At 48.0% G+C, this 18,667-nt stretch carries 22 protein-coding genes; 21 read left to right on the top strand and 1 reads right to left on the bottom strand.

Annotated elements, in window-relative coordinates; genetic code table 11:
• Window positions 1–92: 92 nt before the first annotated feature.
• From ASF99_RS00920 to rsmI, 9 genes are read left to right on the top strand one after another with little or no spacing between them, the layout of a single operon-like run.
• Entirely contained in the window at window positions 93–1,511 is a 1,419-nt protein-coding gene (locus tag ASF99_RS00920; RefSeq protein ID WP_055966576.1) for an aminotransferase class I/II-fold pyridoxal phosphate-dependent enzyme, read from the top strand.
• A complete protein-coding gene (gene tmk, locus ASF99_RS00915; protein WP_055966572.1) occupies window positions 1,508–2,146 on the top strand; it encodes a dTMP kinase in 639 nt (212 codons plus the stop codon). Before ASF99_RS00920 ends, tmk begins: the two co-directional genes overlap by 4 nt.
• Window positions 2,143–2,472: a cyclic-di-AMP receptor gene (locus ASF99_RS00910; protein WP_023466519.1), complete on the top strand. Its 330-nt coding sequence runs from the start codon at window positions 2,143–2,145 to the stop codon at window positions 2,470–2,472. Before tmk ends, ASF99_RS00910 begins: the two co-directional genes overlap by 4 nt.
• Entirely contained in the window at window positions 2,472–3,464 is a 993-nt protein-coding gene (locus ASF99_RS00905) for a DNA-directed DNA polymerase (RefSeq protein ID WP_023466521.1), read from the top strand. Before ASF99_RS00910 ends, ASF99_RS00905 begins: the two co-directional genes overlap by 1 nt.
• Window positions 3,465–3,470: 6 nt before the next feature.
• Window positions 3,471–4,301, top strand: coding sequence for a PSP1 domain-containing protein (locus ASF99_RS00900; protein ID WP_029343044.1), 831 nt, complete (start codon window positions 3,471–3,473; stop codon window positions 4,299–4,301).
• Window positions 4,302–4,309: 8 nt separating this feature from the next.
• Window positions 4,310–4,660: a DNA replication initiation control protein YabA gene (yabA, locus tag ASF99_RS00895; protein ID WP_119182633.1), complete on the top strand. Its 351-nt coding sequence runs from the start codon at window positions 4,310–4,312 to the stop codon at window positions 4,658–4,660.
• Between the two features lie 51 nt (window positions 4,661–4,711).
• Window positions 4,712–5,449, top strand: a complete 738-nt coding sequence (locus ASF99_RS00890; protein WP_023466526.1) for a tRNA1(Val) (adenine(37)-N6)-methyltransferase — start codon at window positions 4,712–4,714, stop codon at window positions 5,447–5,449.
• Window positions 5,442–5,696 carry a GIY-YIG nuclease family protein gene (locus ASF99_RS00885; protein WP_023466528.1) on the top strand — a complete coding sequence of 85 codons (255 nt, stop codon included), beginning with the start codon at window positions 5,442–5,444 and terminating at the stop codon, window positions 5,694–5,696. Before ASF99_RS00890 ends, ASF99_RS00885 begins: the two co-directional genes overlap by 8 nt.
• Entirely contained in the window at window positions 5,693–6,550 is an 858-nt protein-coding gene (gene rsmI / locus ASF99_RS00880) for a 16S rRNA (cytidine(1402)-2'-O)-methyltransferase (RefSeq protein ID WP_055966569.1), read from the top strand. The genes ASF99_RS00885 and rsmI overlap by 4 nt, the downstream gene beginning before the upstream one ends.
• Window positions 6,551–6,585: 35 nt before the next feature.
• On the opposite strand, the gene ASF99_RS00875 is transcribed toward rsmI, so the two are convergent.
• Window positions 6,586–6,882 (bottom strand): AbrB/MazE/SpoVT family DNA-binding domain-containing protein, encoded by a 297-nt coding sequence (locus ASF99_RS00875; protein ID WP_023466531.1) that lies wholly within the window; start codon window positions 6,880–6,882, stop codon window positions 6,586–6,588.
• A gap of 324 nt (window positions 6,883–7,206) precedes the next feature.
• Between ASF99_RS00875 and metG the strand changes: the two genes are divergently transcribed.
• From metG to pth, 12 genes are all read left to right on the top strand, one after another.
• A complete protein-coding gene (gene metG, locus ASF99_RS00870) occupies window positions 7,207–9,186 on the top strand; it encodes a methionine--tRNA ligase (RefSeq protein ID WP_255343760.1) in 1,980 nt (659 codons plus the stop codon).
• Between the two features lie 59 nt (window positions 9,187–9,245).
• Window positions 9,246–10,013, top strand: coding sequence for a TatD family hydrolase (locus ASF99_RS00865; protein WP_023466535.1), 768 nt, complete (start codon window positions 9,246–9,248; stop codon window positions 10,011–10,013).
• On the top strand, window positions 10,010–11,281 hold the full coding sequence (locus tag ASF99_RS17740) for a 3D domain-containing protein (protein ID WP_055966567.1): 1,272 nt from the start codon (window positions 10,010–10,012) through the stop codon (window positions 11,279–11,281). Before ASF99_RS00865 ends, ASF99_RS17740 begins: the two co-directional genes overlap by 4 nt.
• A gap of 66 nt (window positions 11,282–11,347) precedes the next feature.
• Window positions 11,348–11,905, top strand: a complete 558-nt coding sequence (gene rnmV / locus ASF99_RS00855; protein WP_023466539.1) for a ribonuclease M5 — start codon at window positions 11,348–11,350, stop codon at window positions 11,903–11,905.
• Complete coding sequence (gene rsmA, locus ASF99_RS00850) at window positions 11,902–12,780, top strand: 16S rRNA (adenine(1518)-N(6)/adenine(1519)-N(6))-dimethyltransferase RsmA (RefSeq protein ID WP_055966564.1); 879 nt, start codon at window positions 11,902–11,904, stop codon at window positions 12,778–12,780. Before rnmV ends, rsmA begins: the two co-directional genes overlap by 4 nt.
• 84 nt (window positions 12,781–12,864) lie before the next feature.
• The gene (locus ASF99_RS00845; protein WP_012368950.1) at window positions 12,865–13,104 is read left to right on the top strand and encodes a Veg family protein; all 240 of its coding nucleotides are present in this window, start codon (window positions 12,865–12,867) and stop codon (window positions 13,102–13,104) included.
• 95 nt (window positions 13,105–13,199) lie between these two features.
• Entirely contained in the window at window positions 13,200–14,060 is an 861-nt protein-coding gene (gene ispE / locus ASF99_RS00840) for a 4-(cytidine 5'-diphospho)-2-C-methyl-D-erythritol kinase (RefSeq protein ID WP_023466542.1), read from the top strand.
• Window positions 14,061–14,129: 69 nt separating this feature from the next.
• A complete protein-coding gene (gene purR / locus ASF99_RS00835) occupies window positions 14,130–14,969 on the top strand; it encodes a pur operon repressor (protein WP_023466544.1) in 840 nt (279 codons plus the stop codon).
• Window positions 14,970–15,127: 158 nt separating this feature from the next.
• Window positions 15,128–15,439 (top strand): septation regulator SpoVG, encoded by a 312-nt coding sequence (gene spoVG / locus ASF99_RS00830; protein WP_023466546.1) that lies wholly within the window; start codon window positions 15,128–15,130, stop codon window positions 15,437–15,439.
• Between the two features lie 168 nt (window positions 15,440–15,607).
• Complete coding sequence (gene glmU / locus ASF99_RS00825) at window positions 15,608–16,957, top strand: bifunctional UDP-N-acetylglucosamine diphosphorylase/glucosamine-1-phosphate N-acetyltransferase GlmU (protein WP_023466548.1); 1,350 nt, start codon at window positions 15,608–15,610, stop codon at window positions 16,955–16,957.
• A gap of 55 nt (window positions 16,958–17,012) precedes the next feature.
• Window positions 17,013–17,969, top strand: coding sequence for a ribose-phosphate diphosphokinase (locus tag ASF99_RS00820; protein ID WP_012368955.1), 957 nt, complete (start codon window positions 17,013–17,015; stop codon window positions 17,967–17,969).
• Between the two features lie 88 nt (window positions 17,970–18,057).
• Window positions 18,058–18,615 (top strand): aminoacyl-tRNA hydrolase, encoded by a 558-nt coding sequence (pth, locus tag ASF99_RS00815; protein WP_023466549.1) that lies wholly within the window; start codon window positions 18,058–18,060, stop codon window positions 18,613–18,615.
• Window positions 18,616–18,667 lie beyond the last annotated feature (52 nt).

The raw sequence follows: 18,667 nt of genomic DNA, 5'->3' as shown, positions 1-18,667 counted from the left end.
GTGAGGATAGGACGTTGCCAGGCACTTGACCGATCTGCAGATTGCAGGTCGGTCTTTTTGTGTAATCATTTTAGAGGAAAAGGAGTTTTTTCATGAAACACGAACTTCCTATTGTACATGCACTTCAACGCCATTTAGATCGAACGCCCATCTCATGGCATGTTCCTGGTCATAAGAATGGAACATTGACACCTCTTCCTGACTTCTTTAAATGGGACGTCACAGAATTACCTGGTCTAGATGATTTTCATCATCCGGAAGAGGCCATTGCAGACGCGATAGCTTTGCTGCAAAAAGTCTACGGTGCAAAAGCGAGTCATTTCCTTGTGAATGGTTCGACCGTTGGGAACTGGGCGATGCTTGCCGCTACAGCAACAAGAGGAGAGCGTGTTTATGTACAGCGTAATTCCCATAAATCGGTGTTCAATGCGTTAGAATGGCTGGGGATCGAACCGATCTTTCTTGAACCAGACATCCATGAGGAAACGGGAATCAGTGGACATGTTTCACGTGAAACATTAAAGGAAGCGTTTACGAAATACCCAGGAGGAGTCGGCGTGTTTATCACTTCACCGACCTATTACGGGGAAGCAGCTGATATCACGTCACTCGTTCAGCTCACAGCGTCGCACGGGCTCCCTTTATTAGTGGATGAAGCACATGGCGCACACTTCGGTGAAGCATTTGGTGTACGCTCTGCATTTGAATTAGGAGCAACTGCTGTTGTCCAGTCTGCCCATAAAACACTTCCAGCACTGACGATGGGAGCATGGATGCATGAGCGATTTTCAGAAAAGATGAGAAGGAAGTTACAGCGAGCGCTTCAAGCGTTTCAGACTTCGAGTCCTTCATATTTACTCTTGGCTTCATTAGATTACGCCCGTTCCTATCGTGAACAATGGACAGTTAAAGGGATGTCAGATGTTCAAGCTAGTCATGATGCATTCATCGAGGCACTTCAACGGTTCGATCATATGACGGTTCTGCGATTCGATGATTGGTCGCGGATGACATTAACGTATGAGGGATATCCAGGAGATGCGTTGTTGCACGCGTTACGAGCTGTTCAACTCGATGCGGAATTTGCTCTAGGAGATCACGTCGTCTGTATTTTGCCACTTCGTCCGCTAACAAAGTCTGAGCAGAATGACTGGGTCCACCGTGTCGAACGAGCCATTCAAATGATGAAATCAGAAGGAATTCCTTTGAAAAGGTATATCGAGCAACCAATTATGGGTAAAATACAGGTATCTGCTTTAGCTTGTTCTTATGAACAGTTAGAACAAGCAACAGGTATGTTCCGTCAGCTGGATGAGTGTATCGGTCATGTTTCACTCGAAACGATTATTCCATACCCGCCAGGCATTCCGTTGATCGTCAGAGGCGAACGCATTACGGCGGAACAGGTACTACGTTTACGATATTATCAAACCGTAGCCGTTCATTTGCAAGGAGGCGAACAATTGCAACGAGGAGCGTTACGCGTCATAGAGGAAGGGTTTGAAGAATGAAAGGTACGTTCATTACTGTCGAAGGACCGGATGGTGCCGGTAAAACGACACAACTACAATTGCTTGGCGATGTGTTAAAAGAAAAGGGCTATAACGTCATGACGACCCGCGAGCCAGGTGGCACACGCGTTGGAAACGAAATTCGTTCGTTGATTTTGAATCCTGATTTTGAAGAGATGAAAGAGATGACGGAAATTCTGCTGTATGCAGCGTCTCGTGCCCAGCATGTCGAGGAATTGATTCGACCGGCGTTAGAGGCAGGAATAATCGTCTTATGTGACCGATTCGTTGATGCGTCACTTGCGTATCAAGGGTATGGTCTCGGACATCCGATTGATCTCGTGCGTCAAATCAATGATTCTGCAACAGGTAGGTTAGCACCAGACCGAACGTATTTATTTGATTTAACGGTAACGGATTCTAAAAAACGAATGATGGACCGGGGAGCACTTGATCGAATCGAGCAGCGAGATGATGCGTTTCGTGCCCGCGTCTATGAAGGTTTCCAACAGATTGCAGCATCGGATCCGGAACGGGTGAAGATCGTACAAGCCAATCGATCGATTGAAGCGATTCATCAGGACTTAGTGGAAGATGTCATTACCTATTTAGAAGAAAAGGAGAGATTTTCATGAAAATGGTCATTACGATCGTTCAAGATAAAGATAGCTTACGTTTGGCGGAAGCACTTGTCGAGCATGATTTCCGAGCAACGAAACTGGCAACGACAGGTGGTTTTCTTAAAGAAGGGAACACGACGTTCATGATTGGTGTACAGAGTGAGCGTCTCGATGATTTGTTGCGATTGATCAAAAAGAACTGTTCAAGCCGCGAACAGATGGTTTCTCCAATCTCACCAATGGGTGGTCATGCCGATTCTTATATCCCTTACCCTGTTGAAGTCCAGGTAGGCGGGGCAACGGTCTTCGTCTTGCCAATCGAAGGGTTTCATCAATTCTGATGCAGACGTTTCATGAACTGGAACAGACACAATCGGTCATTTCGACGATTCTTCAAAATTCGTTACGAAACGATCGAATCAATCACGCTTATATCTTCACCGGAGACTATGAGCCGCTTCTACTTGAAGCGGCTCACTTGTTCGCGAAAAGCCTTTTTTGTGAGGACCCGGTCGATGTAGAACCGTGTGGTGTCTGTCGTAGCTGTCGGCGGATGGAAAGTGGCAACTTGGTCGATTATTATGAAATCGAACCAGATGGCGCGACCATCAAAAAAGAACAGATTCAACAATTGATGCATGATCTCTCACTCCGAGGACTTGAAGGCGATCGTCAGATTTATGTCATTACCCAGTCCCATAAGATGACTCCCCAGGCAGCAAACAGTTTGCTGAAGTTCTTTGAGGAACCAGGAGAAGGAAAAGTGGCTTTATTGTTGACGAATCAACCCCAGCTCCTTTTACCGACGATTCGATCGCGGGGACAGTTATTAAGTTTTCGTCCGGCGGATCGTCAAATGATTGGCGAGGTTTTATCTGAAAAAACGGGACGGGACCACGAGTTGACGCAATTGGCAGCGCGTGTCTATCCAAAAGTCGAGGATGCAGAAGAAGCATTACTCGAAGACTGGTTTGTAAATGCGCGAGCGTCAGTGTTACAATTGATGGAGGAATTAGCGAATCGTCCGGCTGATTTACCACTGTTCGTACAAGAGAAATGGATGGGACAATTCAAAAACCGTCAGGATGTCCGAATCGGTCTTGAACTCGTCACTTGTTTCTTCGAGGATGTCTTACGTCTGAAACTGAATCCGGCGTGGGAAGGTATGACCTATACGAATAGTAAACCCCAACTTGAACAGATGGGGTCCAAGAGCCAGACGACGATCACCCGCTGGTTGCAAGCTGTGCTTGCCGCAGTAAGACGGGTCGAAGCGAATGTTAATCCCCAATTAACAGTTGAGCGTCTCATGTTTGACTTACAGAAAGGGTAGAGCGACATGCTAGAAGTAGTAGGCGTTCGCTTTAAAGAAGCGGGCAAAATTTATTATTTTGCACCTGGACAAGAGTCATTATCACGAGGACAAGCAGTCATCGTTGAGACGGTACGGGGCATTGAATATGGCGAAGTGGTCATCGCCGATAAACAAATGGACGAAGAAGATGTGGTGTTGCCACTGAAATCCATTCTTCGGATTGCTGACGATAAGGATGCAATGATCGTCCGCGAAAATAAAGTCGCAGCGCTTGATGCGCATGCGGTATGTGTCGAAAAAATCCGTGAACATAAACTCGATATGAAATTGGTCGATGTCGAGTACACGTTTGATCGCAATAAGGTCATCTTCTACTTCACGGCAGAAGGACGTGTTGACTTCCGTGAGCTCGTCAAAGATTTAGCGGCGGTCTTCCGGACGCGTATCGAACTCCGTCAAATCGGTGTTCGGGATGAAGCGAAGTTACTGGGAGGCATCGGTCCGTGTGGTCGTGTCTTATGTTGTTCATCTTTCCTCGGTGAGTTCGAACCGGTTTCGATCAAGATGGCAAAAGATCAAAACCTGTCGTTGAATCCGACGAAGATTTCAGGAGTATGTGGTCGTTTGATGTGCTGCCTGAAATACGAGAACGATACGTATGAAGAAATGCGCCGTGATTTGCCGGACTACGGAAAACGTTTGACAGTACCTGAAGGCGAAGGACGCGTCGTTGGTTTGAACATCCTCGATCAAGTCGTTCAAATCGAACTGAAGGATCGTTCCCGCGTCTTGACGTATTCAATGGAAGAACTATTATCCGTTGGTGCCGTAAAACCAAAACGACCAAAAGAATAACGGGGTGCATACGCGTGGAGAGAGTCGATAAAAAAGAAATCATTACGCGTGTCGATGCGATTGAGCAACAGATTCATTTGCTGACTGAGCATCTGAGCGTGTTAAAGGATCAGCTGGCTTACATGATGGAAGAGAACCAACATCTGTACCTGGAGAATCATCATCTTCGAGAAAAAGTCGAACGCGATGAACAACAGCCGGTCACGGAAGCGGAAGAAGCGGAAGCAGGCGTCGGTGCGGGCTACGATAATCTCGGGCGATTGTACCAGGAAGGGTTCCACATCTGTAACTTGCATTATGGACAAGTACGAAAAGACGGCGATTGTCTCTTTTGCTTATCCATGTTAACGAAACATTGAGAGGCTGACTTCTACATGAGTCAGTCTTTTTTTCGGAAAGGAAGGCACGACATGTTTGAACTATTACCAGACGAACGACTTGATTATCTCTTAGGACAGGAAGGGAAAATCATTCAAAGTCCATCCGTCTTCTCGTATTCACTTGACGCGGCACTGCTCGCACGATTTGCGTGGGTCCCGATTCAACAGGGACGGATTGCCGATCTCTGTTCAGGAAACGGTGCAATTCCACTCTTTTTATCCTACCGGACGAAAGGGCAGATCACGGGTCTTGAAATCCAGCCACGACTAGCGGAGATGGCACGACGGAGCGTCACCTTGAATGAACTGAACGACCGGATTGAGATGATTGAAGGGGACGTCAAAGAGGCGGGAGCGCGTCTTGGATACGGCATCTATGATGCTGTCACCTGCAATCCGCCATATTTTTTAGCAAATGAGACATCGAACCAAAACCAAAGTGAACATTATACGATTGCAAGGCACGAAGTCCTCTGTACCCTTGAAGACTGTATTCGAGGTGCATCTGATTTGTTGAAACAAGGCGGAAAAGCAGCGTTCGTTCATCGACCGGAACGACTGCTCGATATCGTCACCTTGATGCGGACGTATCGCTTGGAACCGAAACGGATGCAGCTGATTTATCCGAAAGCAGGGAAGGAAGCAAACATGCTCTTGATCGAGGGGATCAAGGATGCAAAACCTGGACTGAAGGTGCTTCCCCCATTCATCGTCTATGAAGCGGACAACTCGTATGCGGCTCAGATGAAAGAACTGTTCGATGTCTGAGCATGCAGTCTATATCGTTCGGTGCCAAGATGATACGTATTATACGGGTTACGCCGTAGACGTCACACAACGCATTGCGACACATAACGCAGGTAAGGGTGCGAAGTATACACGTGCCCGTCTGCCGGTCGTCCTCGTTCATCAGGAAGTTTTCGCGACGAAGTCAGAGGCAATGAAGCGGGAATATGCGATTAAACAATTAACCCGTTCACAAAAAGAACGGTTGATTCAAGGAGGAACCTCATGAAAGCGACGAGTAGCTATCAACAGCAAGGAGCCGGTCTCTATATCGTCCCGACACCAATCGGCAATTTAGAAGACATGACGTATCGGGCCGTACGGATTTTACAGGAATCCGATATCGTCGCAGCAGAAGATACGCGGCAGACGATGAAACTGTTTCGACACTTTTCGATTGAGTCGAAGCTTGTCAGTTACCATGAACACAATAAACAAACAAGCGGCGAACGACTCCTCGCTGATTTAGAGGCAGGAAAACAAATTGCCCTCGTCTCCGACGCCGGTATGCCTGGCATCTCGGACCCGGGAAGCGACTTGATCCGCCAAGCGATTGCAGCAGACATCCCTGTCATCGTTCTTCCGGGTGCGAACGCTGCGTTGACCGCTCTTGTCGCGTCCGGATTATCGACGGAACGCTTTTTATATTACGGCTTTTTGCCACGGAAGAAAAAAGAACGTCGCGAAGCGTTGGAGCAATTGAAATACGAAACCGGAACGCTCGTCTTTTATGAAGCACCACATCGTTTGAAAGAGATGTTGCAAGGGATCGAGGAAGTACTCGGTGATCGCCAGGTGACGTTAGCCCGGGAATTAACGAAACGGTACGAGGAGTACATTCGGGGAAGCGTGAGTGAATTACGTGCTTGGGCAGCAGAAGACGTTCGAGGTGAGTTCGTCGTTCTTGTCGAAGGGTCAAATGAAGAACGACCTGATGCGGTCATCCAAGACAGTGATCCGCTCGAGCAAATCCGTCGGTATATCGAAGAAGGCGAAAAGCCGAACGCGGCGTTGAAGCGTGTCGCCAAGGAACGGGGACTGGATCGTCAGGAACTATACCTTGCGTTTCACGAAGCAGATTAAAAAAAGGAAGCCCCGTCAGGAGCTTCCTTTTTTGTTTATTCGTTGCTTGCGTAATGACGATCGAGGAAATCTTTTAATTCAACGAGAACGCGTTGTGCGCCATCTGGTGAAAGAATCAATTTACCATCAGCCAATTTGAAGTTATCTTCTGATACTTCTCCTGTTACTTGGCAAGTCATGTTTGGTTTATATTTTTTAAGGATGATCTGTTCGTTGTCGACATAGATCTCGAGGGCATCCTTTTCTGCAATTTGAAGTGTACGGCGTAATTCGATTGGAATTACGACACGACCGAGCTCGTCTACCTTACGTACAATACCTGTTGATTTCATTTTGTTGTTCCTCCTTTGATGTCATGGATCTCTTTTTCTTTTGAAAAATCGTCAAAATTCGACATCGTTTCTATAGAATGTAGAATACTAGACTTTCCAAAAGTAGTCAACCAATCTGAATAGCTTGAAATCAAAATGTCATTTATTTCTCAAAAACACCATATTTGAAACGATTTATTAATACATTTTCCCTTTTTAAAGGAAATGAAACTATAGAGTGTGTTTTTTTGTAATTTGATGTCTGATGTCAAAAAATGTTTTGATTCGACAAAAAGTGAGTTTCGACATCAGTCCCGTAACAGCGTATAATAGCCTATAATGAAGATGGAAATCAGAGAACGGAGGAATAACATGGCAAAGACATTTTATATCACGACCCCGATTTATTATCCAAGTGCAAAACTACATATCGGTCACGCGTACACGACGGTGGCTGGAGATGCGATGGCACGATACAAACGACTTCAAGGATTCGACGTCCGGTATTTGACAGGTAGCGATGAGCACGGTCAAAAGATCCAGGAAAAAGCAGCAGAAGCAGGGATTTCGGAACAGGCATTCGTCGACGGTGTCGTCGAACAGATTAAAGTCTTATGGGATCGTCTCGACATCTCGTACGATGATTATATCCGGACGACAGAACCACGTCACAAGAAAGTCGTCGAAAAAGTGTTCGAGACACTTCTTGAATCAGGCGATATCTATTTAGGTGAATACGAAGGTTGGTATTCGATTCCGGATGAGACGTACTATACGGAATCACAACTCGTCGACGGGAAGAGCCCTGACAGTGGACACCCGGTCGAACTCGTTCGCGAAGAATGTTACTTCTTCCGGATCAGTAAGTACGCGGACCGTCTGCTTGAGTACTTTGAAGCGAATCCGTCATTCATCTTGCCAGAATCACGTAAACACGAAATGATCAATAACTTCATTAAACCAGGTCTTCAAGACTTAGCGGTCTCACGGACGACATTCAACTGGGGTGTACAAGTCCCGTCGAATCCAAAACACGTCGTCTACGTCTGGATCGATGCGTTGACGAACTACATCTCGTCACTTGGTTATGGTACGGACGATCACGGTAACTTCGATAAGTACTGGCCAGCAGATGTCCATCTCGTCGGAAAAGAAATCGTTCGTTTCCACACGATCATTTGGCCGGCACTCTTGATGGCGCTTGACCTCCCATTACCGAAGAAAGTCTTCGCACATGGTTGGTTGTTGATGAAAGACGGAAAAATGTCGAAATCAAAAGGAAACGTCGTCGATCCGATTCCGTTGACGGATCGCTACGGTCTCGACGCCCTTCGTTACTACCTCTTACGGGAAGTGCCATTCGGTTCGGACGGTATGTTCACACCTGAAGCATTCGTTGAGCGGATGAACTATGATTTGGCGAACGATCTCGGGAACTTACTCAACCGGACGATCGCGATGGTCACGAAATACTTTGATGGTGAGATCCCAGCCTATACAGGTAACGTGACACCGTTTGATGCGACACTGTCGGATCTTGCAAAAGAAACGGTCACGAAAGTCGAAGCATCGATGGAACACATGGAATTCTCTGTCGTACTGTCGAACATTTGGCAATTGATCAGCCGTGCCAATAAATACATCGATGAGACACAACCGTGGGTGCTTGCAAAAGACGAATCCAAAACGGCGGAACTCGGTTCTGTCATGGTGCATCTCGTTGGCGTCTTGCGTCATGTGGCGATCATGTTGCAACCGTTCATGACGCGTTCACCAAAAGAGATCTTCGCGCAACTGGGTCTCTCTGGACAAGCGATGGACTGGGCAGCGCTCGAGAAATTCGCAGACATCGCACCAGGAACGAAAGTCGGTACAGCGACACCGATCTTCCCACGTCTCGACGTCAAAGAAGAAGTCGAAGCAATCGTCGACATGATGCGCCAAGCTTCTGCAGCACGTGTTGAGGAAGAGGAAGTTGAAGAAGAAGACGAAGATATTCGTCCAGAAACGACAATCGATGTCTTTGACCAAATCGAACTCCGTGTCGGTGAAGTCGTGACGGCTGAAAAGATCAAAAAGGCGAAAAAACTATTGAAGTTACAAGTCGATATGGGCAAAGAAACACGCCAAATCGTCTCTGGTATCGCTCAGTGGTATGAGCCGGAAGATTTAGTCGGACGAAAAGTCATCGTCGTGGCGAACTTAAAACCGGTCACGTTACGTGGCGAACTCTCACAAGGAATGGTCCTTGCTGCTGAAAAAGCAGGAAAACTTGAACTGGCGACGGTTCCGTCAACGATGGCGAACGGCGCAAGCGTAAAATAAAACCGATGCCTGTGGACTCCATGTCACAGGCATTTTTTTAAAGAAGGAGTCGAACAGCTATGTTAATCGATACACACACTCACTTAAATGCAGACCAATTCGCGGACGACGTCCACGAGACGATTGAGCGGGCACGCGCGAACGGTGTCTCACCGATGATCGTCGTCGGATTTGATCATAAGACGATTGATCGTGCGATGGAACTCGTCGAAGCGTACGATGATCTTTATGCGGTAATCGGGTGGCATCCCGTCGACTCGATTGATTTTGATGAGGAAGCGTACCAAAAGGTCGAACGGTTGATGGATCACGAAAAAGTCGTTGCGCTTGGAGAAATTGGGCTCGACTATCACTGGGATACGTCACCGAAAGATGTGCAGCAGGAAGCTTTTCGTAAACAAATCCGGCTTGCGAAGCAGAAAAAGAAGCCGATCGTCATCCATAACCGGGAAGCGACAGAAGATACATTACGGATTCTTGAAGAAGAAGATGCGAAAGAAGTCGGTGGAATTCTGCATAGCTACAGCATGAGTGCTGAATTATTACCACGCTGCCTGGCGATGAACTTCTATATTTCACTCGGAGGTCCCGTCACGTTCAAGAATGCGAAGATGCCGAAGCGTGTTGCGCAGGAAGTCCCGCTCGATCGTCTACTCGTCGAGACGGATTGTCCGTATCTGACACCGACGCCACACCGCGGGAAACGCAACGAACCCGCTTACGTCCGGTTCGTCGCTGAAGAGATTGCGCAGCTCCGTGGCATGATGTATGCCGACGTGGAAGCAGCAACGACCGAAAATGCCAAACGGGTCTTCCGCTTGCCATGATGCGTTCGTTGACGTTTACTACGATTGGATTCAGCCTCTTACTTGTTGCTGCACTCATCTATGGAATGATGGATCATCCACAAATCGTGACCGTCTTGATTGATGGACAAGAGCAGCAAATTGAAACGACAGCCGATTCCGTTTATGGCGTACTTAAAGAAGCAGGCATCACGACGCGAACGAATGACATCATCGAACCAGCGCTCAGTGCTGATTTACCAGAAAAACGGTTGATCGTCATTCAGCGTGCGAAAGAGATCACACTGATCATGGGCTATGGTGAATCCCGTCGTGTTCGGACGCAGGCGCGCCAAGTGAAGGATTTGCTGGCAGAACGTGGTATCAAGAAAGCGGAGACGGATGATATCTATCCGTCCTCTGACGCTGTTCTGAAGAGTGGCATGACGGTGCGATACCGAGAAGCTTTTCCTGTTGATCTTGTCGTCGGTGGAAAAGCCCGACAACTCTACACGTATGAGACGTCGGTCCGGGAATTGTTAGCGCGAGAAGGGATTCGCTTGCAAAAAGAAGATCGGGTCGCTCCAGATCCCGACACCCGCGTGACGGAAGGGACGTTGATTACGGTCAACACGACACGTCGTGCAACGTTGACGCAGGAACAGCTCGTTCCGTTTGAGATCGAAGAAGTCGAGGACCCAACTTTACCGGAAGGCGAACAACTCGTGACGGCATCTGGTCGTCCAGGTGTCCGAACGAAAAAGTATCAATTGACGCTTGCTAACGGTTTGAGCAAAGAGAAAAAACTGATTGGTGATCAAGTGACGCAGACACCCGTCAAACAAGTTGTCAAAGTCGGAACCAAACCGGTCGAGACACCCGTCGAAGCGCCTGTCTTCAACGAAGAACAGGCGACGAATCCGTTAGCTGAAACACCGAAGGCCGATACGGATCTTGATTTTGCAAGTGCGAAGAGCTTGATGGTCGAAGCGACGGCGTATACGAACGATCCAGCTTCAAACGGCAGTCGTTTGTATAACGGTCGCGCCTTGACCGCGACCGGGTATGACGTGACGGATACGATCACCTATCAAGGGATGCCAATTATCGCGGTTGATCCGAAGGTCATTCCGCTTGGTACGAAGGTCTACGTCGAAGGAGTGGGGCTTGCGATCGCCCTCGATACCGGTGGCGCCATCAAAGGCAATAAGATTGATGTCTTGGTCGACGGAGAACAAAAAGCGAAGACGTTCGGTCGAAAACAACTGCAAGTCTGGGTCATTCCTAGTGCAACGGAAGCGGACACGTGACGCTTCCTTGTTTTTTTCGTGGAAACAGGTACAATTACGAGAGTGTTTGAAGAAGGTGGAGAGATCATGCGGAAACGCTTAAAAGAAGTCATCGTCGTCGAAGGACGGGATGATACGACACGATTACAAGAAGTCTTTGATGTCGATACAATTGAAACGAACGGCTCAGCCGTCAACGAACAAACGATGCAACGCATCGAGAAGGCGCTGGAACGGCGCGGTGTCATCATTTTCACGGATCCTGATTTTCCAGGAGATCGTATCCGTGCTCGAATCAATGAACGCGTACCAGGCTGTAAACATGCTTATCTTCCGCGTGCTCAAGCAAAAGACAAGCGAGGCAAAATCGGTGTGGAGCATGCCTCACCTGCCGCAATCGAAGAAGCGCTCGCTGCTGTCTATGAGACGGAAGAAGCACCGGTTGCTGAAGTGACACGTGAGATGATTCTGGCAGCTGATTTGATTGGTGGACCAGCAGCCTCGATCCGCCGTCGTCGTCTCGGTCAGATTCTTGCGATTGGTGAACCAAATGCCAAACAACTTGTCAAACGCGTCGCATCAATCCGGATCACGCGGGCAGAATGGGAAGCGGCTTTGAAACAATTAGAGGAGGAAGAAGTTTGAAAGACATTGCTACATTGCACCGGACGAAGGAAATTTTAGCGAAACATGGCTTTTCGTTTAAAAAATCGTTAGGACAAAATTTTTTAATCGATTTAAACGTATTAGGAAACATCGTCGGAGCAGCTGGATTAACGCCGGAGAGCGGCGTACTCGAGATCGGACCAGGAATCGGCTCATTGACGGAACAATCGGCGAAACAGGCGAAAAAAGTCGTCGCTCTTGAAATCGATCAGCGTCTACTACCGATTCTTGACGATACACTTTCACCGTATCCTCATACGAAGGTCATTCACGGTGATGCCCTTGAACTGGATCTTTCGACGATCGTCGCAGAAGAGTTCACGCAAGAAGGCATCACTGACATTGCCGTCGTCGCGAACCTCCCGTATTACGTCACGACACCGATCATCATGCGGATTCTAGAAGCGAAAGCACCGTTTCGGACGCTCGTCATGATGATTCAAAAGGAAGTCGCTGAACGAATCGGTGCAAAACCGGGCACAAAAGCATACGGTTCTCTATCGATCGCGATTCAGTATTATGCGGAAGCTGAAGTCTGCTTCACGGTTCCAAAACAAGTCTTCATCCCAGCACCAAACGTTGATTCAGCTGTCATCCGTTTGAAAATTCGAAAAGAGCCAGCGGTACAGACGCAAGATGAGGTCCTCTTCTTCGAAATCGTCCGAGCAAGTTTTGCACAACGTCGGAAAACGATTCTGAACAACTTGACGACACACTTTGGGAAGACAGAAAAGGCGGCGGTCGAAGCGGCATTGTTAGAAGCTGGAATCGAACCACGTCGTCGCGGAGAAACGCTCAGCCTGCAGGAATTCGCACAGTTAGCGGATGCACTTTTGCCAATTAAAAAACGTTGACGGATACGATTAGAACAGATATAATATTTCCCCTTTCTAATATTTATTTAATATGCTATAATAAATATTAGTGAGGTGAAGCGTATGCCAAAGACGTTGAACGAAATCAGACATGTTTTCGAAACACATGTTGGTGAAAGACTGACGCTAAAAGCAAGCGGCGGTCGTAAAAAGGTCGTAACCCGAATCGGAACGCTCGTTGAGACGTATCCTTCGGTGTTTGTAGTCAAGCTAGACGCAGAGCGCCACAATGTCGAGCGAGTTTCTTATAGCTACGCCGACGTGCTAACAGACTCCGTACAAATCGAATTTGCGAATTCGTAAACTTACCTTCCGAAGCGGACAAAATGTTCGCTTCTTTTTTTGTGGAAAGGTTGATACAATTCCTACAGGAAACGAACTAGAGGAGGAACGGCACGATGACGATTATTGTAAAGGCTCCGGCCAAGATCAACCTAGTCCTGGATGCGACGGCAAAGCGCCCGGACGGCTATCACGATGTACATATGGTGATGACGACAGTCGATTTGGCAGACCGTCTAGAATTGACGGAGCTGCCGTCAGGAGAAATTCGCATGAATGCCCAGCATGCTTACGTTCCAAACGACGAACGTAATCTTGCGTATAAAGCAGCAGCGATCTTAAAAGAAAAATACGACGTCAAGACGGGGGTCGAAATCTTTTTAGAAAAACACATCCCGGTCGCAGCGGGACTTGCTGGTGGTTCCAGTGACGCGGCAGCGACGTTACGCGGTTTGAATGAGTTATGGCAACTCGGCTTGACGCTTGAAGAGTTGGCGGAAGTTGGCGCAGCGGTTGGATCTGATGTTCCGTTTTGTGTCATGGGTGGAACAGCGATTGCAACAGGTCGCGGAGAGAAGCTAGAAAAACTTGTCTCACCACCACCATGCTGGGTCGTTCTTGCCAAACCGACGATTGGTGTCTCGACGGCTGACGTCTATGGTGCCCTCGACTTGAACACGGCAAAACGTCCGAACGTCGAAGCGATGATCGATGCGGTGAAGGCGCAAGATTTCCAAGGCATTTGCCAGTCACTCGGGAATGTTCTCGAATCGGTCACGTTGCCGATGCACCCGGAAGTCGAGCAGATCAAGGAATTCATGGCGAGTTGTGGCGCAGAAGGCGTCTTGATGAGCGGAAGTGGTCCGACAGTCTTTGCGTTGACGGAACACGAGAATCGGGCACAACGTCTCTATAATGGATTACGTGGCTTTTGTAACGAAGTCTACGTCGTTCGTCTTTTAGGCGAAAACCATTGATAATATCCGTATGAAAATGATATATTCACTATTGAATATTCGGAATTACGGAGAGGTGGAACAAAACAAATGAAAATTCGGAGAAGTGGTCGATTGGTCGACATGACGCGGTACTTGCTTGACCATCCCCATCATCTCGTCTCATTGACGATTTTTGCAGAACGCTACAAATCGGCGAAATCGTCGATCAGTGAAGATTTAGATATCGTCAGCGAGATGTTAGAACATGAGGGAACGGGTCGTCTCGTCACGGTACCAGGTGCTGCGGGTGGCGTCATGTTCATCCCGACGTGGAGCAGTAAGAAGGCGTTACCGTTCATCGATGATCTATGTGAACGTGTCGCACGTCCAGATCGACTGTTACCGGGGGGATATCTCTATTTGACGGACTTACTCGGGGATCCGAAGATGGTCAAACAAATGGGGCAAGTGTTTGCATCTGTCTTTAGCCAAAAGAAAGTTGATGTCGTCATGACGATCGCGACGAAAGGGATTCCGCTTGCTTATGCGGTCGCTGAGCAACTGGGTGTGCCGTTCGTCATCGTGCGTTCAGATAGTCGTGTCACGGAAGGATCTACGGTCAGCATCAACTATGTCTCAGGGTCTTCAAAAGCGATCCGGACGATGGCACTTGCGCGTCGGAGCTTGCCGCGTGGAGCGAACGTCTTATTGATCGATGACTTCATGAAAGCTGGCGGAACGATTCGTGGAATGATGAGTCTCTTGAGCGAGTTCGAAGCAAAGGTTGCAGGTGTTGGGGTCTTGATCGAGGCAGAGGGTGCTGAGAAGAAGATGGTCAACGAATACGTCAGCTTAATGAAATTAGCGGACGTCGACGTCGATCTCGGTCAAATCCAAGTCAAGCGTGGAAACGTCGATCACTATTTCTCGGAAGCCGAGACTACCTGAAATTGACAGCCGCATGGATTGTAACTATACTGTAATTATCAAACTTTTGGAAATTATGCGTAAAAAGATTGGGAAAGACTAAACCTTTATTTGTTTTAAGCCGTAAGTAGAAGTAGACAACGAAGAGTTGTGACAACGGTTAAAGGGGTGCGGACAAAATGAACGTTACGGACGTTAAAATTCGTCGCGTCGTGGCAGAGGGTCGAATGAAAGCACTTGCCTCTATTACGCTCGACCACGAATTCGTGGTACATGATTTGCGTGTCATCGAAGGGAATAGTGGTCTCTTCGTCGCCATGCCAAGCAAACGAACGCAAGAAGGTATCTTCCGGGATGTCGCTCATCCAATCAATGCATTAATGCGAAAAAAGGTCGAAGATTCAGTACTCGAAGCTTATGCGGCACGTGAGGAACAAGAAGAAGGCATCGGTTACGAAGTCGCTTCTGTTCAAACGACAGATCAAGTATAAGGAAAAAGACAGCTTTTCTCTTCTTGGGAAAAGCTGTCTTTTTTCTCGTTTTTTCCTCGATTCCGCTTCGTCCCATCATTGAATAACGGTGCCGTTTTCGTTATAGTTGGAACGAGTGTACTATTTCAGAACGAAATCAACACTAATTTACGTGGAGGAGCGACAAGGATGAATCATTTCGCGGTAATTCTAGCAGCGGGTAAAGGAACTCGGATGAAATCGAAGCTTTACAAAGTACTTCACCCAGTCGCTGGGAAACCTATGGTACAGCACGTCGTCGATCAATTAGCGACGCTCGGCGTCAAGCGACAGGTCGTCATCGTCGGTCACGGTGCGGAATCCGTCAAAGAAGTGCTTGGCACATCGGTGGAATACGCACTTCAAAGTGAGCAGCTTGGCACAGGACATGCTGTTCAAATGGCAGAACCCGTACTTGGGAACGAACAGGGAGCGACACTCGTCGTCTGCGGCGATACACCGCTCTTGACGAGCGAGACATTAGCTTCATTGTTACAACATCATACGGAGACGAACGCAAAAGTGACTGTCTTGACGGCACTCGCTGACGATCCGACTGGTTACGGACGAATCGTACGCGGTGAAGACGGAAACGTCTCGAAAATTGTCGAGCATAAGGATGCGAATGCAGAAGAACTCGCGATTCGTGAAATCAATACTGGTACGTATGTCTTTGATAATGAGATGTTGTTCGCGACGCTGAAGCAGGTCAAGAACGATAACGCGCAAGGTGAGTATTACTTACCAGACGTGATTGAGATTGCAAAGGCAGCAGGCGAAACAATCGCAGCGTATGCGGCACCTACGTTCGAAGAGACAATTGGTGTCAACGATCGCGTCGCACTTGCGCAAGCGGAAACATCGATGCGCAAGCGGACGAACGAGTACTGGATGCGTCAAGGTGTCACGTTCGTTGATCCGTCTTCGACGTATATCGGACCGGATGTCACGATTGGTTCAGATACTGTTCTTTATCCGGGAACGCAATTACTCGGTCAGACGGTCATTGGTTCAGAATGTACGATTGGTCCGAACTCGGATATCCGTAACAGTGAAGTGGCAGATGGTGCCATTGTTCGTCAATCCGTCGTCACGGACAGCAAAATTGGTCCAGCAGCGCAAGTCGGTCCATTCGCGCATTTACGTCAACAAGCAGTTCTCGGGGCGAACACACGCGTCGGAAACTTCGTTGAGATCAAGAAATCAACATTCGGTGAAGGTAGCAAATCAGCCCACCTGAGCTATGTCGGAGATGCGACGATCGGAGAGAACGTCAATCTCGGTTGTGGATCGATCACGGTCAACTACGATGGAAAAAATAAATTCCAGACGATCATTGAGGACGATGCCTTCATCGGCTGTAACGTCAACTTGATCGCACCGGTCACGGTCGGAAAGAACGCCCTTGTTGCTGCCGGATCAACCGTCACGGATGATGTGCCGGAAAACGGTCTCGCGATCGCACGGGAACGTCAAACGACGAAACCCGATTATCGTTAATTCATTACTTGTCGCTCTACTCGTCTAAACCCAAACAAATGGAGGCCACCTACACATGTCTACTGTCTTAGAACATGAAATTCGTATTTTCGCACTCAACTCGAACAAACCACTGGCAGAGGAAATCGCTAAAGTCATCGGAATCCCGGTCAGCGAAAGTTCAGTCAAACACTTCAGTGATGGCGAAATTTCGATGAACATCGAAGAAAGTGTCCGAGGGGATGATATTTACATCATTCAATCGACAAGCCAACCAGTCAACGAAAACCTGATGGAACTTCTCATCATGATCGATGCACTGAAACGGGCGTCTGCACGGACAATCAACGTCGTCATTCCGTATTACGGTTATGCGCGTCAAGACCGCAAAGCACGTTCACGTGAGCCAATCACGGCGAAACTCGTTGCGAACTTGCTTGAAGTAGCAGGGGCGACACGCGTCGTGACGATGGATCTCCATGCAGCACAAATCCAAGGGTTCTTCGATATTCCAGTAGATCAATTGATGGGTGTACCGCTTCTCGCTTCATACTTCGAGAAAAAGAACATCGATCCAAACGAACTCGTCATCGTTTCTCCAGACCATGGCGGTGTCACACGGGCACGTAAATTAGCAGAACAATTAAAAGCACCGATCGCGATCATCGACAAACGCCGTCCGAAACCGAACGTCGCAGAAGTCATGAACATCGTCGGTCAAGTCGATGGCAAGATTGCTATCATCATCGATGACATCATCGATACAGCGGGTACGATCACACTTGCAGCGAACGCTTTGATCGAAAACGGAGCGAAACAAGTCTATGCATGTTGTACACACCCTGTTCTTTCGGGTCCAGCAATGGAACGGATCGAGAACTCAGCGATCGAAGAACTCGTCGTCTTGAACACGATCGACTTGACACAACGCGAATGTGCAAGCAAAATCAAACAAATCTCTGTAGCACGCTTGCTTGCAGAAGCAATCATCCGTGTACACGAACAGAAATCAATCAGCCCGCTCTTCAGCTGATTGCTTGATGCATACGAACGACGTGGTCCGGTTTATTGAAATCGGACCCTTGTTCGTTTACTTTTTTAAATAGAAATGAGGAATCGATATGAAATGTATCGTCGGATTAGGGAATCCTGGAGCGAAGTATGCGAATACGCGCCACAACATCGGTTTTCTTGCGATTGATGCCTTAGCGGAGAAGCACGGGATCAAGCTTTCAGAATCGAAGTTTAAAGCCCTCTTCGGAACGGGAATGATAAACGGAGAACGTGTCGTGCTCGTCAAGCCATTGACGTATATGAACTTATCAGGTGAAGCGGTGCGACCGTTACTTGATTTCTATAAAATTGCGGTCGAAGATGTGCTCGTCATCTATGACGATCTGGACTTGCCGCTTGAGAAACTACGGTTGCGTTCAAAAGGCAGTGCAGGCGGTCATAACGGCGTCAAGTCGTTGATCCAGCACCTCGGTACGCAGGAGATCAAGCGTCTTAAGCTCGGCGTCGGTCGACCACCGGCACCCATCCAAGTCATTGACTGGGTGTTAATGAATTTTTCGAAGGCAGAACAAGGAAGTTTGCAACACGTACTCAATGCGTCTGTCGATGTAGCGACAGACTTCATAGACACACCGTTTCTCGCTTTGATGAATCGGTATAACTGAACGCAACGCTTTGGGGTTCCAAAGCGTTTTTGCTGTCGTGTTTTAGGAGGAA

Origin of the sequence: Exiguobacterium sp. Leaf187, assembly GCF_001423925.1 — a bacterium.
GTDB lineage: Bacteria > Bacillota > Bacilli > Exiguobacteriales > Exiguobacteriaceae > Exiguobacterium_A > Exiguobacterium_A indicum.
Note: the sequence above shows the minus strand (reverse complement) of the source record. Positions and strands in the feature narration are given on the sequence as shown.

What these genes read in the sequence shown, in the direction of transcription:
- ASF99_RS00920 (WP_055966576.1), top strand. Translation starts at nt 93, where the DNA reads ATGAAACACGAACTTCCTATTGTACATGCACTTCAACGCCATTTAGAT.
- tmk (WP_055966572.1), top strand. Translation starts at nt 1,508, where the DNA reads ATGAAAGGTACGTTCATTACTGTCGAAGGACCGGATGGTGCCGGTAAA.
- ASF99_RS00910 (WP_023466519.1), top strand. Translation starts at nt 2,143, where the DNA reads ATGAAAATGGTCATTACGATCGTTCAAGATAAAGATAGCTTACGTTTG.
- ASF99_RS00905 (WP_023466521.1), top strand. Translation starts at nt 2,472, where the DNA reads ATGCAGACGTTTCATGAACTGGAACAGACACAATCGGTCATTTCGACG.
- ASF99_RS00900 (WP_029343044.1), top strand. Translation starts at nt 3,471, where the DNA reads ATGCTAGAAGTAGTAGGCGTTCGCTTTAAAGAAGCGGGCAAAATTTAT.
- ASF99_RS00890 (WP_023466526.1), top strand. Translation starts at nt 4,712, where the DNA reads ATGTTTGAACTATTACCAGACGAACGACTTGATTATCTCTTAGGACAG.
- ASF99_RS00885 (WP_023466528.1), top strand. Translation starts at nt 5,442, where the DNA reads ATGTCTGAGCATGCAGTCTATATCGTTCGGTGCCAAGATGATACGTAT.
- rsmI (WP_055966569.1), top strand. Translation starts at nt 5,693, where the DNA reads ATGAAAGCGACGAGTAGCTATCAACAGCAAGGAGCCGGTCTCTATATC.
- ASF99_RS00875 (WP_023466531.1), bottom strand. Translation starts at nt 6,882, where the DNA reads ATGAAATCAACAGGTATTGTACGTAAGGTAGACGAGCTCGGTCGTGTC.
- metG (WP_255343760.1), top strand. Translation starts at nt 7,207, where the DNA reads ATGGAAATCAGAGAACGGAGGAATAACATGGCAAAGACATTTTATATC.
- ASF99_RS00865 (WP_023466535.1), top strand. Translation starts at nt 9,246, where the DNA reads ATGTTAATCGATACACACACTCACTTAAATGCAGACCAATTCGCGGAC.
- ASF99_RS17740 (WP_055966567.1), top strand. Translation starts at nt 10,010, where the DNA reads ATGATGCGTTCGTTGACGTTTACTACGATTGGATTCAGCCTCTTACTT.
- rnmV (WP_023466539.1), top strand. Translation starts at nt 11,348, where the DNA reads ATGCGGAAACGCTTAAAAGAAGTCATCGTCGTCGAAGGACGGGATGAT.
- ASF99_RS00845 (WP_012368950.1), top strand. Translation starts at nt 12,865, where the DNA reads ATGCCAAAGACGTTGAACGAAATCAGACATGTTTTCGAAACACATGTT.
- ispE (WP_023466542.1), top strand. Translation starts at nt 13,200, where the DNA reads ATGACGATTATTGTAAAGGCTCCGGCCAAGATCAACCTAGTCCTGGAT.
- purR (WP_023466544.1), top strand. Translation starts at nt 14,130, where the DNA reads ATGAAAATTCGGAGAAGTGGTCGATTGGTCGACATGACGCGGTACTTG.
- spoVG (WP_023466546.1), top strand. Translation starts at nt 15,128, where the DNA reads ATGAACGTTACGGACGTTAAAATTCGTCGCGTCGTGGCAGAGGGTCGA.
- glmU (WP_023466548.1), top strand. Translation starts at nt 15,608, where the DNA reads ATGAATCATTTCGCGGTAATTCTAGCAGCGGGTAAAGGAACTCGGATG.
- ASF99_RS00820 (WP_012368955.1), top strand. Translation starts at nt 17,013, where the DNA reads ATGTCTACTGTCTTAGAACATGAAATTCGTATTTTCGCACTCAACTCG.
- pth (WP_023466549.1), top strand. Translation starts at nt 18,058, where the DNA reads ATGAAATGTATCGTCGGATTAGGGAATCCTGGAGCGAAGTATGCGAAT.